Here is a 17297-nt window from a genome sequence, read left to right on the forward strand (position 1 = left end):
TTTTAAAATGTTTTGGTTGGTTAATTGATTTCGAACTCTTTTTTTCGACTGAACAAATACTCGCCGGGAAATACTGCAATATTTTCCGGTTTTCTTTTTTTACTTACTTACGGTTACTTCATACGTTTGGTTTATTTTGGTTATTTTATATTTAACATTGGATGATTTACTTATAATATCTAGGAAATGATCAATTGGTTCGTCTTTTAAAACGATACCCGTGAACTTAATCTGCTCTAATGCTTTTTGTTCGAACTTCACATTAAAATTGTACCATCTTGCCATTTTGGTCAAAATGTTTTTTAGATTTTCATTCTCGAAATAAAACTTACCGTCTTTCCATGCTGTATAAGCAGAAGGATCAACTTCAGCAACAATTAAAGCATTATTTCTTAGACGAGCCTGCTGTCCAGGAACCAGCGTAACAGATTGATTTTCTTTATTTATTCCAGAAACTTTTACTTTTCCTTCGGCCAGTGTGGCTTCAAAATTTCTGTCTTCATCATAAGCGCTGACATTAAAATGAGTTCCTAAAACAGTAACTTCACCAGATTTTGTTTTTACTGTAAACGGACTATGAGCATTTTTACTAACTTCAAAATAAGCTTCTCCTTCTAAAGTCACATTACGCGTATTCCCGTTAAATTCAACAGGATATTTTAAAGTAGATTTGGAGTTTAGCCAAACTTTGGTTCCGTCTGAAAGACTTACTGCATAAATTCCTCCTATTGGAACAATCAGCGTATTTTCTCCCGTCGAAACTTTTCCGTTAAGCGCTTTTGCATCATAAACCAAAACCTGATTTACATTGGAGATTACGCCATTTTTAGAAACAATTTTTTCTTTTTTAGGTTCTAAAGAAACCACAGTTCCATCGGCTAAAACTAAAGTTGGATGATTGTATCTTGGCTCAATACTTTTTACAACAACTTCCTGATTCTTAGAAATAGAATCATTATTCATGTAAAAGAAAACAGAAGCAATTCCTGCAAATAATAAAAGTACTGCGGCATATTTCAATATATTATTATAATTGAAAAGTGAAATTACAGGCGAATCTTCAAAACCTATTTTGTCTTTTATTCTCTGAAATGCCGCATCAGCATCTACAGTTTCATAGAATCTTTCTTTTGACTTGAAAGTTTCTAAATCAATAACTTTCTGATAATATTCTTGATTTTCGGGTACAGAAAGCCATTCTTGCAAAAGAGCATTTTCTTCAATCGATAATTCTCCTACAAGCAGTTGTTTTCTTATAAGAGCCGCGATTATAATTTCTTTCTTTCCTTGAGACATATTTTTTGATATTAAGTATCGGTTATTAACACTTTAAGTAAATGTTATATAACTAAGAGTACGAAACTTCAAAAATGGGTGGAAAGATTTTTGATTTTTTTTAAAGAAAAAGCAAAATAAATAAAAGTTCGGAGTGATTTTTAAGTTTTTCCTTCAGCAATTCGATGGCACGGGCGCGCTGAGACTTCACTGTATTCACGGAAATATTAAGCTGTTCGGCAATATCTTTGTATTTCATTCCTTCTAAACAAGAAAGTTCAAAAACTTCTTTACATTTTTCTGGCAATGAGTTTAAAGCATCAATTAAAGTCGCATATAATTCTTCTTCCAGAATATTAAAATCAAATTCTGTTGTTTCGTCTGAAAGTTTATGATCTAATTCGACAACTTTCTGTTCTTTTTTTAAAACTAATAAAGAACCATTGCGAACCATCGTGTACAAATACGACTTAACATCAATTATTTTTTCGAACTTAATGCGATTTTCCCAAAGTTGTAACATGACGTTTTCTACCACTTCTTCAGCAAGAAAATTGTCTTTTACAAAAGTATAACTATAACTCACAAGTCGTGGATACAAAGAATAAAACAGTTCTTTGTAATACGCTTCATCAATTCTGATATTTTCTTGTTCTGAGCTAATTTTGGATTTTCTTTATTTGCGCAAATATAAATTTAATATCAACAAAACATCATTTTTACAAAATAATTATCATCGAATTCCTTAAAGCTCTGCAAAAAGTAAGAATAGAATGCATTTTTGGTCTGAATTTTTTATTATTCTTAAAATCTGAGAAATCAATTCGAAATGTTTAACCTTATTTTAGAAGCAAAAATTAAAATGACAGATAAAACCACAAAAGCAATTAAAACAAATAAACCGTTGATAAGCGCCGTTTCCAGTCCGAGTTTTGTAACATCTACAAAAGGATAAGGATAAAAATTAGAAATAAAACCATGAAATAGCGTATAAATCATGTATATAATTGGGTAAATCAGCCAAAATAAAATCACTTTAAAGGAGATTTTTTCTGGACTTACAAAAAACAGCCAATAAAAGAAAAATAATACTGGCACTACGGTGTGAAAAATTTCACTGACAATACGGTGATGTCCCTTTAAATCAACAATTTGACGAAGAAGCAGATTAAAAACAATTCCAACAATCAAGATATAAACCGTAATTGCAGTAATTGTAGTGCATTTTCTAAAAAAAGTATTCATTGCACATTTTCCGCCAAATAACAGCATGGCAGTACAAATGAAAACTATAGTGTTTGTGGTAATAGTAAAAAAACTAAAAAAACGAACTGCTGCACTGAAAAAAGTAAATTCAGAACCTTTAAGCAATAAATAAAACTGTACTGGCAAAGCGTATAATTCTAAAGAAAAAATAATACCCAGCAAAATTTCCCCCTTTATTTTTGTGGTATTTTGTATTTCCATATAGCTCTATAAATCAATACACTAAAATAATAAATTTTATATAATCTTTACAATACCCTTTTTTGTTTTTCGCTTTCTACAATAGTTTTTTCAAGTCTCGAAAGCTGTGTCTTTTCTTGCTTGGCACTCATAATCCAATGAATCATTACTTTTTTATATGAGGGAGCTTGTTTCTCGAAAAATTCCCAAGCAGTTTTATTGCTTTTAAACTGTTTTTCATAAGCTTCCAAAAGCGGAACAGGTTCTTTTTCGTGAGAATATATTTTGGATTTATTTTCGGTTCTAAAACTAAAAGCTTTCAAACCAGCTTCTTTCATTAATCCAGCTTTTGTCAAATCTTCCATTTTCTGAATATTAATGGCGCTCCAAATACTGGAAGGTTTTCTTGGAGTAAAACGAATGGTATAACTTTCCTTATCAATAGATCTTCGAACACCATCTATCCAGCCAAAACAAAGCGCTTGATCTACAGATTCTGGCCAAGTTATAGAAGGTTTTCCGCTTGTAACTTTATAAAAACCAACTAAAAGTTCTTTCTCGCTTTGATGATTTTTCTCAAGCCATTTTCTAAATTCTGATTGATCTGCGAAGAAAGTTGGTGTCATTTTTCTGTTTTTTTTATGATGAAAAATTATTAGCGTAATTCATTATACCTCTAAATTACAAACTTCCGTTTAAATTGCTTTAAACGGAAGTTTTACTTTTATAAAATAATAAGAAATCAAGAAATAACTTCTTCTTCCTCTCCTTTCTTTCGCCAATAATTAGCCAATAAAGAGCCCGAAACATTCATCCACGGACTAAATACAGCCGAAGCCAAACCTAAAGTCGCCAGTTTTCCCATTGAACCTGCCAATCCAGAAGCCATTCCGCCATTTTGAAGCCCCACTTCGAAAGCGATAGTCTGACTGCTCTTTTTGTCCAGACCGCTTAGCCTACTAAGCCAATAACCAAAAAAATAACCCGCCCCGTTGTGCAAAACTGAAGCTAAGAAAAGTAAAAAACCAATCTGAATTAAATTATCCCTTCCCGCTGCTGTGGTTACCAATGTAAAATAAATGATTCCGAACATAGAGAAATAAGGCATAATCGCATCTATTTTTGGATATACTTTATACAATAAATGATACAATGTCCCAACGATAAAAGCGCCACAAGTGAAATTGATTATTTCTAAAATATGCGAAGCTGTACTATCTTCAGCAATTGCAAATGAATTTCCGAAGAAAAGGACAATCGCCAGCCAAGCAGCTGACAGAATAGTCAGAATATAAATTCTCTTTTTTGCCAGATTCCCATAGTTTTTCAATATATCGTGAATCATTGCAGCAGCCAAAGGCACAAGGACAATTTTAATAATTTCCATCATCATATTGAAGAAATGCACTTCGACCATAGTACCTGCAAATATTTTCATCAAAAACGGGGTCATTATTGGCGCAGCCAAAGTAGACATTGCCGTTACAGTTACTGACAAAACCAAATTTCCTTTGGCAATATACGTCATCACATTCGAAGCCAATCCGCTGCTGCAAGAACCAATCAAGATAATTCCTGCTGCAATTTCAGGTTCAAAACCAAACGTTTTGGCAATTAAAAAACCCATAATCGGCATAATAGTAAAATGTCCCAACAAACCAATTAGAACTCCTTTTCCTGATTTTCGAATACCCGTAAAATCTTCAATGCTCATCTGTGTTCCCATTCCGAACATTACCATTTGAATGATAATTAGAATAAGCCATTTATTGCGCATATCGAAACTGCCTACGTGTAGAAAAAATTCAGGATATAGCAATCCTGCACAAACGGCAGTGATGATCCAAAACGTGTATTGATAACCGCTTAATACTTTCAGATGTCCTGCCCCAATAGCAATACTTGAAAAACCAAACAGCAAGCCCAACTTCCATATTATGTCTATTTGCTGTAACCAGCCAAAAGCAGCCGCAATAAAGAATATTGGAACAGCCCAAACAAAATATTTACGCATACAAATAATTATTAAAACATGTTATTATTCATTTCTTCCAAACCATATAAGGCATATAAGATTCAGATAAGTTTTCTTTTTGCGTAATGCTTAAATGACCTTATATGCCTTATATGGTAAAAATTAATCTGTTTATTGTTTTTAGAAATAAAGCTCAGCCAGTTTTTTCATTGCAATAGCTGGACTTGCCAAAATAGGCACTAGTTTTTCTTCGGCACTTAAGCCATCGACAACACGTGCCATTGAAGCCTGCGCCAAAACAATTACATCTACTTCTTTCATTAATTCTTTTAGCGCTTTAGCAACCATTTCATCATGTTTAGCGGAATCTCCGCTCATTAAAGCTTCAAAAGCGCCTTCACATAATTTAGAAGTAATTGTTGCGTTTTTACCTGCCAATTCTGCTCTTCTTCTAACCAAATCACTAGTTGGTTCCAAAGTCGTTGGCAAAGTAGCGATTACACCTATTTTGCTGCTGATCTGCACTGCTTCATCTGCCATTGCCTGATCTACACGAATTACTGGAACTGTTGCCAATGTCGCAGCCGTTTCGATCGCCACTCCAATAGAGGAACAAGTTACTAAAATCACATCCGCCCCTGCAGTTTCGGCAGCCTGAACATGGCTTACAACTCTTGCAGCAGTATTTGGCATTAATTTTCCTTTTTTGATTACGTCTTTTATCAAGCTGTCATCCACTATATTGAATGTTTCAATTCCCTGTAAAAACTCATTGCTTAATTGTTGAAACAACGGAACCAATGTTGCCGATGTATGTACAAAACCTAACACTTTTGCGCTCATAATTTTTCTCCTTTTAATACTTTTATAAAATAATCGGCGGTGCCCACTTGTCCGCCTTTAAAATTCATTTCTATTCCATTTACCCATTCATTATCCGAAACTGCCTTGCAAAGCGGAGCTCCAGGAGCTATTGGCGCAATCATTTCAAGTGCCAGAATATCCAATTCCGAAGCAGCATAACTCGAAGTATCGCCTCCTGCAAAAAGGATTCTTTTTATTTTGACAGCTTTTAATACTTCTTTGGTTATTTGTCCCAAAACACTTCCGTAAATTGAACTGCACTGTTTCTGAATTTCATTTGCTGAAAAGCCTTGTGATTTAAAAAACAATTCGGTTTCTGCAATACGTTGGTCGTTTAAACCCTTGCTAGTATGTAAAATGGTACTTTTGCCCTGATTGAAATTGTCAACAATTTGAGCAACGGTATTCTTTATAATTTCAGCCTGATTTTGAATAGCAACGGCTTTGCTTTCTAATGCGATTTCTAAAAAACCATTTTGCAAAGCATATTCAATTTGACCTGATGTTACTGGAGAACAGCTTCCTGATAAAACAAGTATGGGAGAAATTTCTCCTGCTGATTCAAATGTTTTTTGATTTTCTATAACTTTTTTGTCTTTCCAATCTAATCCCAAAGCCATTTCGATTCCAGATGAACCAACAGAAAACAATGTTTTTTCGGTCGCCAATTCATTAAAAACACTTCCAATCGTTTTCAGATGTTCCAAATTAAATCCGTCAAAAAACAGGATTTCTGATTTGTTATTAGCAACTTCTTCCAGAACTTTTTCAGAACCTTTTTCAATTGTGGTTAAATTGACAAGATTGATTGATTTCTCGGTTTGTTTTGCCAAATGAATCGTCAAATCTCCTTCCAAAGCAGGTGTCACAGGATGTTTACTCATAGAAGGATGACGGTCGATTCGGTAAATTTCTCCGTTTCCGATAGTTCCCATTCGGGCAAAGAGATTTCCAAATACACAAAATCTTCCCAAATGTGGTGCTGACGGCGAAACCAAAACTGTTTTCTGATTGAAAACCTCGCTTCCTATTTCAATTGCTTTTCCAATATTTCCAACGTGCGGTGCCGAATCGAAAGTAGAACAGACTTTATAATGAAAATGTGCGGGTTCAAAACTTTTCAGGTTTTGGAAAGCAGGAAAAAGTTCTTCTTCCATTTCCGAAGGCGACATTGATCGGCTTTTTCCAGCCAGACCAATTGCTTGAATTTTTGGGAAACGATCTAAGTCCTTTTGAGTCGGTTTTCGAAGAAAGAGAATGGTTTTCACTCCGGCCAATGTCAGAAATTCAAGGGCATCCGTAGAACCCGTAAAATCATCGCCATAATAAGCCAATAGCAATTTATTGTTTTCCATTACTTAGAAAATTTCTTTACTGACGCGGCAAATTCAGGATACTTTAAAGCAGTTTCTTCCACAGACAAACCATCAACGGCTCCTGTCCAGGCTTGCTGTAATGCGTTTACTCCAGCTTTTGGCCCCATTGGATGTGCTAAAATACCGCCACCTGCCATATACAGCAAATCAGTAGTTTGGGTTCTTCGGTAAGTTTCTACCGCTTGTCCGCCCCATTGTCCCGAAGAGACAACAGGCAAGATTTCGTATCCGCCTAAAAACGGTTTCAAACAAGATTTTATGGACGTCACCACCGAATCATCCGATTCCCAAAATTTATTCTGAATTCCGTTAACGTGAAGTTGGTCGACTCCAGCCAAACGCTGAATTTTTTGATAAGCCGGAAATTCAATTCCCAACAAAGGATGACGATTCAGCATTCCCCAGCCGTTTCTGTGACCGTGAATAACGAGTTCGCCCTGATCACATATTTTCTTCGTTCCAGAAAGCCCGACACTGTTGATGCTGATCATCGCACAGCTTCCTTCTTCCTTTTTAATCAAATCATATTTTCGTTGCATTTCGTCAATTTCATCGCTGATATTGAAGGCATACATTACTTTTTTTCCTGTTTTTTGTTCGTTGTCACGGATGACTTTCATAATCGCTTTTACTCTTTCGTCAAAAGGCGAATTAGCTGCAGATCCCATCAATTCATCATCTTTAATAAAATCGATTCCAGCATCAATTAATGATTTTACCAAAGCCGCAGTTTCCTCCACGCTCATTCCAATGCTGGGTTTTATAATAGTTCCGATCATTGGCCTGTCGGCTACGCCACAAGATAATTTAGATCCTTTGATTCCGAATTTAGGTCCTTTGAAATAATTTTGAAAAGATTCTGGCACTTCAAAATCCATTAGTTTCAAACCTGTAAATTGCGTGATTTCATATAGATTTCCTTGTAAAGTGCTGATTAATACTGGGAGATTATAACCGAAATTTTCTATCGACCAGCTTACTTTTACTCTTGCTTTCTGATATTTTTTTCCAGGAATACTGCCGCCCGGAATGGATGGTTCATCTGACACATCCAATAACTGAATATCTTCTACCCTTGCTGCAAAACGTTTTTTCAATTCTTCGGTTTCACCTGGAACTGACACAAAAGTTCCCGAGGACTGCTCGCCTGCCAAAACCGCCGAAGCCTGTTCTACATCATAAGGGGTTTCAATAAGATATTCTGCAAAAACTCTTTCCATCTAATTTATTTTTTAAGAAATTCTAAATAAATGAATTTCTAGGAAGTAAGTGTCCTGTGGTGTGAGGGTTATGGAAGAAATCTGAATAAACAAAAAACTCCACTATTTCTAATGGAGTTTTTTAAGCTTTCTATTTTTTAATTCACTTTAATATTGATTGAAGAAATTGGAATTCCATTTCCAGTACTCGCTTTCAACTGAACATTGTCTTTCTTCCCATTAGATTGAATAATCACAACACATTTCCCGTTAAACAATTTACAAGAATTCGATTTAAACGACTCTAAATTGGCCTGATAACCATTATCAACACCCACTAATTTTCCTCCGCCAGTCACTTCAAAATTAATTAAATCCATTGCATTTGGCAGTAAGTTTCCGTCTTTGTCCAACATTGAAACCGTTACGTAAACCAAATCGTAAGTATCGTTTTTAATTGATGTTTTATCTGCTTTTAAATCAATTTTGGAAGCTTGTCCTGCAGTTTCGATTTCCTTTTCTAGAACTACTTTTCCGTTCTTTCTTGAAACCGCTTTTAAAGTTCCCGGCTCATACTTCACTTTCCATTCAATATGCAAATCATCATTTTGTTTTGATTTTTTGCCAAGCGACTTCCCATTTAAGTATAATTCTACTTCATCGGCATTATTGTAATACGCCCAAACGTTGATTTCCTGATCTTTTGTCCAGTTCCAATGCGGTAAAATATGCAAGACTGTTTTCTTTGACCATTCGCTTTGGTACATATAATATACATCTTTTGGAAGTCCGGCTAAATCGACGATTCCGAAATACGAACTTCTCGCAGGATACGGATACGGATCAGGTTCGCCAATATAATCAAATCCTGTCCAAATAAAAGTTCCTGCCATGAAATCCTGACTTTTTATGGTTTTCCAGTTTTCTTCGTGCGTTGCTCCCCAATACGATTTTACCTGATCATAAGCAGAAACCGTCCAGTCTGCATTTCCATCAAATGGAGCTCCATATTTTGTAGGCCACGCTTTAATAACATCCGACTGATCGTAATGTCCACGAGTTTCTAAAGCCGAAACACTTTCAGATGCTAAGATTTTCTGTCCTTTAAATTTAGCTGGAAAATCTTTATAATCTTCATGTTTATAATTGAAACCTAAAAGATCTAAAGCTCCAGATTGGTAAATAAAATTCTTCTCAATTACATTTTCAGTCAAAGCCGAAGTTACAGGACGCGTTACGTCTAAAGATTTTACAATTTTAGACAATTCTCTTGTAATTGCAATTCCAGTTGAATCAAATTGTTCTCTAATTTCATTCCCGATACTCCACATCATAACCGACGGATGATTGCGGTCTCTTTTGATAAAATCTACTAAATCCTGTTTATGCCAAGCATCCCAATCTTTGTGGTAATCGTTGGTTACTTTTTTCTTTTTCCAAACATCAAAAGCTTCGTCCTGAACAATAAATCCCATTTCGTCGCACAATTGCATCATTTCCAAAGAATGCGGATTGTGAGACATTCTGATGGCGTTTACTCCCATTTCTTTCATCAAAGTCAGTTTTCTTCTAACGGCGTGAATGTTTTCTACCGCTCCTAAAGCTCCGTTATCATGATGCAAACAAACTCCGTATATTTTAGTTGGAATACCATTTAATGAAAATCCTTTTTCCGAATCAAAATTAAAATATCTAAATCCGAGTGGAGTTTCATAATTATCTACTAAAACAGATTTTTCGTAGATTTTTGTAACAACTTTATACAAATATGGATTTTCAGTATTCCATAATTGCACCTTTAAAACATCCAGATTATGCACCTTTGTTTCAAATGTTTTAGCGCTAATTTTCTCTATAGAAATCTTATTTGCTACTTCTTTATTCTTAGCATCTAAAATAGACGTAACCAATGTAAATTCTCTGGCAGTATCATTATCATTATCAATTGTAACTTCTAAATGCACTTTTGATTTCTTTGTTGAAACTTCGGGCGTAGTTACAAAAGTTCCCCACTTTCCAACATGTAATTTTTCACTTGTCACCAATCTCACATTTCTGTAGATTCCAGAACCAGTATACCATCTTGAGTTCGGCTGAGCATCGTTATCAACTTTAACGGCGATAATATTCGCTTGTCCAAAATTTAAATACGGAGACAAATCGTAGCCAAACGAAATATACCCGTTTGGACGAATTCCCAATGATTTTCCGTTTATAAAAACTTCACTATTTTTAAAAACACCATCAAATTCAATTGAAATGGTTTTGCTCTTCCAACTCGCTGGAATAGTAAAAGTTTTACGATACCAGCCTTTTCCTGCTGGCAAAAATCCTTGCGCTTGTTTGGTTTTAGCATCTTTGTCAAAAGCACCTTCAATACTCCAATCGTGTGGCAATTGAAGTGTTCTCCAATCTGAAGCATTGAAATTGGCATTTATAGCTTCCGGATAATCTCCTAATTTGAAGTTCCAGTTTTTGTTGAAATCTTCTACAATTCTCGCTTGCTTTTGTGCAAAAATTGAAACTGAAAGCAAGATTGCAAATGCAAGTGTAATTTTCTTAACCATATTTTTATTTTTTCTCTCGCAAAGTCGCAAAAGCGCAAAGTTTTTTTATGAACCATATAAGTAATTTAAGTTCATTTAAAACAAAACTTAAATTACTTATATGGTTTAATTTCCTTTGCGACTCTGCGACTTTGCGAGATTATTTTTATTTACTGAAATTCGAAGTTATCTAACATAAGCCCTTTCAAATCATCACCTTCTAATGTAATTTTATACGTTCCTGCATTGATATAACCTCCAGACGTTGTATTCAAAATCTTCCATTTTTCTGGCGAAGGGAAAAATTCAATCGTATCATTTCGCATTAAAATTCCGTACGCATCTTCCATTTTGAATTTCACTTTTAATGGCGTTTCATTTCTGTTCATGAAACGGAAACGCATTAAATAAATTCCCGCAACTCCTGGTTTTACTTCAAACTCGATGCTGTTGTTTGTTTTCTTAGTGAACTCAACATAATCCGCTTTTTTGAAATTTCCTTTTTCGATTCCGTCACCAGTTGTTTTTGTTTTTTCGGCTTCGATGATTACGACTTGTCTTGAATCGTCTTTCTCGCCCATATCGTACGTTGGAACTAAAGCAATCGTGTTTATATTTTCCGAATTATCAAAAAGAACTTTCTCGCCTTTCTTTACTTTTTTAGTGAAAACATCAAATAAAATTCCGTTACTGCTTTTCGCTTTTTCTTCTATTTTTTTATAATCGGAAAGTCCGTTTAAAGTTTTTATTTTATTATCAACTAAAACATAAACAGTCGATTCTTCTTTTGCTGTAAATGAACCTTTATTTCTTGAATTAACTGAAAACTGTAAATAATCTGCACCAAAAACTTCTGAAGGTAATTCTGTAAAACTTACTTGTGAATTTAAATATTGTTTCGAATTAATATCTAACCAAGACGCAATTTTAAAATCTTCAGCATCTAAATTCACATTCTGAATATTGCTTTGCGATTCTTCAGCAGGTTTAATATTTTTATCTTTCGTAGCAATCGCAATCGCAGAAATTATCGCTTGTGAAGCTTTTACATTTGGAAACGAAATCACAATTTTTCCGTTCACACTTTTTACAACAAATGTTTTCTTTAAAGCATTGTCATGACCTGCTTCTGCCCAAATATCAAAATCTTTTAGAACTACATTATTATTAATGGCAACATCAAACAAACGCCAGCCTTTGCAGTCCATTCCGCCGCCTGTTCCGTACCAAGGTTCTGTGAAATAAAGCTCAACTAAATATTCTCCGTCTGGAGCTGGAAATTCATAACGAAGTTTATCAACTCCATATCTAAAACTTTGAAATAACTCTGAATCTTTTGTCCCGTTTATTGGATCGAAAGTTTTTCTTTGACTGGCAAAAAAGTCCGGAAGTTTTTCAAAATTATCTGTCCATGATAACGAACCCCAAGTATCTTCTCCGCTTTTATGTCTGTCTGTTGACCAAATATTTCCTGAATTATCTGTCAATTCTGAGCCACCGCAATTTACTCTATAAAGGTAATTGTAACTTTTATTTGGTTTTAAAATATCGTTTTTATCCGCAACTAGAGCTTCAAAATTGGGTGCTTTAGGCAGATTATTTAAAACAATGTAATCTTTAGCAACCGCTTTACCATTCACGTATCCAACAGCATACAAAACATTGTATTGAATATTGACATTATTAAACTGAAAATGCTGTCCAATTCCCGGATTTTTTAGTTTTCCAAGTGAAACTTTATTGACGTCATTAAACAATTCCACTTCGTCACAGTTCGAATAAATATCGATTCCGTTTTGAATTCCCGGTTTTTCCCAACGGCTTGGCCACGTATGTGAAACGATATAAACCATCGGATTGGTTTTGTTCGAAACATAATTCGCTCGATACATATAAAACGCATCCAAAGGTTCGCCCCAAATCGTAAAAAGACCTTTGTAATTTACTGGCCCAACTTTGTCAATATCTCTAAAGCCTTCTCCGTTTTGTACACGTCCCGGATTTTCGTGCGAAGCAAAAAGCCAGTTAAATTGTCCCGCAATTTTATCTTTTACCGATTCGGCTTCTCTAACTTTAATTTCCATTAGCTGAGAAAAACGATTTTCGCTTAAAGTTCCTTTTTGGTCAAACTCGCCTTCGGTATGTAAATCGGCTGAACGCCACGCGCCGTATTCTCCGTTTAATAGCTGAGTTGTCATTTCTAAATGATACTTTAACGGATCTCCGCCATACGTTCCTGACCAGTTTTGAACCACGTTCCAATCTGTTCCTTCTCCGCCGTTACAAGTCGTTACGATTCTTTGCGAAGCCGATAACGGATCCATTTCACGGATAATCTGAGTGCATTCTTCGGCAAATTCTTTCGGAATTGTGCTTTCGTTCTGCAATCCCCACATCACTACAGACGGACTGTTTCTGCGTTCTTTAATCCATTCTCGCAATAAGGTTTTAAAGTTCTCTTTGAATTCTGGTGTATCGTACCAAATATGTGCCGAAAACTGACTCCAAAATAGAATTCCGTTTTCATCCAGTTCTTTTTGGTATAATAAATTATGAGGTTGATGTGCTTCTCTAAAAGCATTAAATCCGCCAGCTTTGATTTGTTCGATTCTAGAATGAATCATTTCGTCTGAAAACGAATGACTTTTTCCAATCAAATGTTCGTATTCGCAAACTCCATTTATAAAAACAGGTTCGTCATTGATGAAAAAACGATTGTCTTTTCCGTCACGACTTACCGGCCAGCTTACCCAACGGATTCCGTATGGCGTTGTTAACTGATCAATTTTCTTTCCGTTTTCGTAAACTGAAGTAACCAATTTATATAAATACGGATTGGATGGCGACCATAATTTTGGGTTTAAAATTTCAGGAAGCGTCTGTGCTATTTCTTTCGTTTCTCCCGAATTGATTTTGTTATCGCTTTTTGTAATAACCACTTTTTTTCCTGAAGCATCCAAAAGAATGTTTTCGATTGTCAAATTTCGTGCTGATGTACCGTAATTCCTGATTTCAGTTGTAGTATGAAGGATCGCTTTTTGCTTAGAAACCGATTTATCGTTCCAGATATGAATTCCAAAAGGCTGAATTCTGACATCGTTTGTTATAACTAAAGTAACAGGTCTGAAAATTCCCATTGGCTGAGAACCTTCTGAAAATCCCCATTCTCCTGAACAGCCACCACAAACCCAAGGTAAATCGGCAATAAATGATGGATGTGATGCTTTTACTAAAATGGTATTTTCTTTATCGAAAGAAACAGCTTTGGTAATATCTAAAGTAAAAGTGGTTCTTCCGCCTTTGTGTTCGCCAACTTTTTTGCCATTTACCCAAACTGTTGCGTACGAACTAACACCTTCGAAATAAAGAAAATGCTGTTTTGAACTGTCTTTTTTATCAAGTTTCAGTGTTTTTTTGTACCAAGCAGTACCGTGTAAATTTCCATGTTTTGTTCTTCTGAAACCATAATACTGATCCCAATTGTGAGGCACACTAACCTTCTGCCAATTGGAATCAGTTTCTGGATGGTCTACAAACCTCTCTTCCTGTGCGGGAAGATTTTCCAAGATTACGGTTTCCCAAGACGAATTCAGCGAAATTTCTTTACGAAACTTCCCTGAATCTTTGCTCTGACTCCAAACAAAGCAAAGACTTGAAAAAAAACAAAAAATAAAAAAAACTATTCTATTCATATTTTCTATTTCCTGCAAGGTTTTCAAAACCTCGTAGGTTTAACTTTTTAACGTTCTCTTTAGATACCTACAAGGTTTTGAAAACCTTGCAGGAACTCAGATTAATAAAACAACCAGTCAATAGCTGCTTTTTCTCCTGCATCGATATATCCTACATCACGTGGTGTTATGGTTTGATCTGCGTCGATAAAACCTAAAATCAAAACTTTTCCTTTTCCTAAATCTAATTTATTCTCGCCCGGCTGAAAAGTATACGTATGAATATTTACACGTGGCAAATCTTTTAGATTCATTGCGCTTGCCAGAATTACTTCGGCTTGACCGTGAGCATTTCCTGCAGCATCTGTTTCTAAACTTGGCGGTAATAAAAATCGTTTTTGATCTGAATTGAAATACCCCACCACTAATTTAACCGCTTTTGTATTTCTAAACTTTAAATGTGTTCCTTTTTCGTTCTGATCGTTTTCTATGAAAGTAAATCCTTTTAAGTTTTGAAGCTCTGGTGCTATTTTTGTTAATTCAGAAATGTCTGTTCCATAAACTTTTGTTCCGGTTTTAACTAAATAAGTTCCCGGTTTTTCATCGATAAAAGTTACTTCTGCCGTTTTCCAAGGTTTTCCTTCTTTGGTTTCTATTTTACCGTCTTTAGACGATTTTAGCTTTTCTAAATTTCTTTTGAAATTAGCCAATTCACGCTCATAGTGCGGTAATAATTCTGCCCAAGTTTTGTTGTTTCCGTCGTCTCCGCCAATTGGAATTCGGCGTTGAGCAGTCTGCATACTGTTGGCATAATAATACGTGTCTTTTGTCAAGTTTACCAATAATTCATAATACTCAATGCTTTTCTCTAAATGAGGCATTGCTTTGTCTAAATCGGCAATATCATTTGAATAACTGTATCTTAAAACCAATAACGCTGCTTTTACTTTTTCTGAGAAGAAATCGGCGAAAGCCTTATAAGCATGAATATCATTTTTAAGACGTGCAAATTCTTCTTTGTCTTTGGTTACGCTGGCTTCGGCTTTATCAATCGCTTCAACTGCCAATCTTCCGTGCTCAGTAATTTCTGTAATAATCTGTGTTGGAAGTTCGCCAGAATGTGGTTCTTTGTTCCATTCTTTTTTAGCATATTCCAAAAGCAATTCACCCGCTGGCCCGCAAGATTCGTGGAATCCTGGATAAACTCTCCATTTTGATGGATTGACCAACTGACTTTCGAACATTCCCAATAACAAAGTCTGACGGTTTCCTTCTGTGATTCCGAAACGTCTTAATGTTTTTGGTGCAATTTCTCCAGTTTCTTCGTAAGCTTTTAAAATATTATCAGCTGCTTCTTGACTTGTTCCGTACTTTGAAGCCAAATCTTTATCCCAAAATTTCACTTCTTCGTTTCTATCTCTTTTACTATCCCAAGCGTATCTTGCCCAAGCTTTGTACCAAATCCAGTCACGATCCATTTCTAATAAACGTTCTCCCGATTTCGTTTTATCTGCTGAATATGGCCAATCCCAATAAGAAGCCTGTGGATATAAGTGCAATGCATTTGCGCCGTGAACACTGTGCATAGCTTTTACCGTTTTCTGGATAAAATCTGGTGAACCGTATCTGAAAGGTTCTAGATTTGCCAAAATGTGAACATTCTCTATATGAATAGATTTAAGAGCACTCAACTGTTTGTGTGTTTCTCCCCAAGGTCCGCCTGGCGTATAAGTCGTTAAAGATTCACCAGTATATTTACTTTCTGTATAAAGGTTTTTGTATAATGGAAGTGATTTTTCCATTACTAAAGGTCCGTCTGTGTCGTGAGAACGAAGGATGATTGGTGGTTCTTCTGTTTTTCCTAGTGCCTGTAAACCGTCGCGAACACCCGGAATAATGGTTTTGGTAAACCATTCCACGTCGTCATCAACTGTATTGATGGCTTCTCCCAAACAAACCATTAATCCAACGTTTGGATATTTTTCGATAAAAGCGGCAATAGATTTTCTCGTATAATCTGACAATAAAGGCGTAATTGGTCTTGAACGATCCTGTGTTTTGATATTAAAGTGCTCCGCAAAAGGCTTAGAAACAATAATATTATAAAACATCTGAATTACCCAGATTCCACGTTTGTTGGCTTCAACCGTCAAGAATTTATAGATTTCTTCATTCTTTTTGAAGTCTTCGTCGCTTACTTCTACAGCAAACGGATATTCTTTCAGTTTTACTAAAGAAGCAAACGGATGTCCGTTCCATAAATACAAAGAGTTCATGCGGTTTTCTACCAGCATATCCAAGTATTTTATCCAAAGTGCTTTATCATAAAACCAAGGAAAAGTTTCTGGTGTGTATGGATATTCATAAACGTCACGTCCCGGAAGATAAACTGGTTTCTGCATTCCAATACAAGCGCCTCTCAAAACCATTTCCGGACTATCATCAATATTAATTTCTGAAGGAAGCTGACCTGAATTTTTAATTCTGTCTGTTAATTCTAATGCACCATACAAAGTTCCTGAAGCATCTGTTCCTTCGATATAAATGACATTATTTTGAGTTCTAATCTGGAAACCTTCTTTTTTTGATAATTTGCTGTCGTCAATTTTAGCGCTTTTGGCATTCTGTTTCCAGAAATCGGTTCCTTTTTCTCCAATAACAATTACTTTATCTTTTGATTTTTTGAATTTAGCTGAAGAAGTTACGCTGAAACCTTTTGCTGTAAGTGTTTCAGATAATTTCTCTGCTCCAAATTTTGCTCTTGGCGAATTTGCATCACTCACAACTGTGATGTTCTGCGCTGTCGCGAAAGAAACGTAAAAAAATAAAAAAAGTAATTGTAAATATTTCATGGTATGCTGTTTTTGTATCTGCTGAACATCCTGCAAGGTTTTCGAAACCTTGTAGGTTTATGCATCTATTTTATAAATACCTACAAGGTTTCG

At 35.3% G+C, this 17297-nt stretch carries 11 protein-coding genes; all 11 read right to left on the minus strand.

Annotated features, from left to right (window positions below):
- Positions 1–99 precede the first annotated feature (99 nt).
- The 11 genes from HNP35_RS11150 to HNP35_RS11200 all read right to left on the minus strand — a co-directional run bounded on the left by HNP35_RS11150 (position 100) and on the right by HNP35_RS11200 (position 17204).
- Complete coding sequence (locus HNP35_RS11150; protein WP_184161580.1) at positions 100–1296, minus strand: FecR family protein; 1197 nt, start codon at positions 1294–1296, stop codon at positions 100–102.
- A 100-nt stretch (positions 1297–1396) separates the two neighbouring features.
- The gene (locus HNP35_RS11155) at positions 1397–1939 is read right to left on the minus strand and encodes an RNA polymerase sigma-70 factor (RefSeq protein WP_317618014.1); all 543 of its coding nucleotides are present in this window, start codon (positions 1937–1939) and stop codon (positions 1397–1399) included.
- 155 nt (positions 1940–2094) lie between these two features.
- On the minus strand, positions 2095–2742 hold the full coding sequence (locus HNP35_RS11160) for a Pr6Pr family membrane protein (RefSeq protein ID WP_184161587.1): 648 nt from the start codon (positions 2740–2742) through the stop codon (positions 2095–2097).
- Positions 2743–2789: 47 nt separating this feature from the next.
- Positions 2790–3347 (minus strand): YdeI/OmpD-associated family protein, encoded by a 558-nt coding sequence (locus HNP35_RS11165; RefSeq protein WP_184161590.1) that lies wholly within the window; start codon positions 3345–3347, stop codon positions 2790–2792.
- A 116-nt stretch (positions 3348–3463) separates the two neighbouring features.
- A complete protein-coding gene (locus tag HNP35_RS11170; RefSeq protein WP_221433444.1) occupies positions 3464–4735 on the minus strand; it encodes a bile acid:sodium symporter family protein in 1272 nt (423 codons plus the stop codon).
- 141 nt (positions 4736–4876) lie between these two features.
- On the minus strand, positions 4877–5539 hold the full coding sequence (locus tag HNP35_RS11175) for an aspartate/glutamate racemase family protein (protein ID WP_184161595.1): 663 nt from the start codon (positions 5537–5539) through the stop codon (positions 4877–4879).
- Complete coding sequence (locus HNP35_RS11180; RefSeq protein WP_184161597.1) at positions 5536–6915, minus strand: four-carbon acid sugar kinase family protein; 1380 nt, start codon at positions 6913–6915, stop codon at positions 5536–5538. Before HNP35_RS11180 ends, HNP35_RS11175 begins: the two co-directional genes overlap by 4 nt.
- On the minus strand, positions 6915–8156 hold the full coding sequence (locus HNP35_RS11185) for a ribulose-bisphosphate carboxylase large subunit family protein (RefSeq protein WP_184161600.1): 1242 nt from the start codon (positions 8154–8156) through the stop codon (positions 6915–6917). The genes HNP35_RS11180 and HNP35_RS11185 overlap by 1 nt, the downstream gene beginning before the upstream one ends.
- Before the next feature lie 137 nt (positions 8157–8293).
- On the minus strand, positions 8294–10702 hold the full coding sequence (locus tag HNP35_RS11190) for a sugar-binding domain-containing protein (protein ID WP_184161603.1): 2409 nt from the start codon (positions 10700–10702) through the stop codon (positions 8294–8296).
- A gap of 149 nt (positions 10703–10851) precedes the next feature.
- Positions 10852–14373, minus strand: coding sequence for a malectin domain-containing carbohydrate-binding protein (locus HNP35_RS11195; protein ID WP_184161606.1), 3522 nt, complete (start codon positions 14371–14373; stop codon positions 10852–10854).
- Between the two features lie 101 nt (positions 14374–14474).
- Entirely contained in the window at positions 14475–17204 is a 2730-nt protein-coding gene (locus tag HNP35_RS11200; RefSeq protein WP_184161611.1) for an alpha-d-galacturonidase, read from the minus strand.
- Positions 17205–17297: the final 93 nt, after the last annotated feature.

It is taken from the genome of Flavobacterium notoginsengisoli (assembly GCF_014207905.1).
Classification (GTDB): Bacteria; Bacteroidota; Bacteroidia; order Flavobacteriales; family Flavobacteriaceae; genus Flavobacterium; species Flavobacterium notoginsengisoli_A.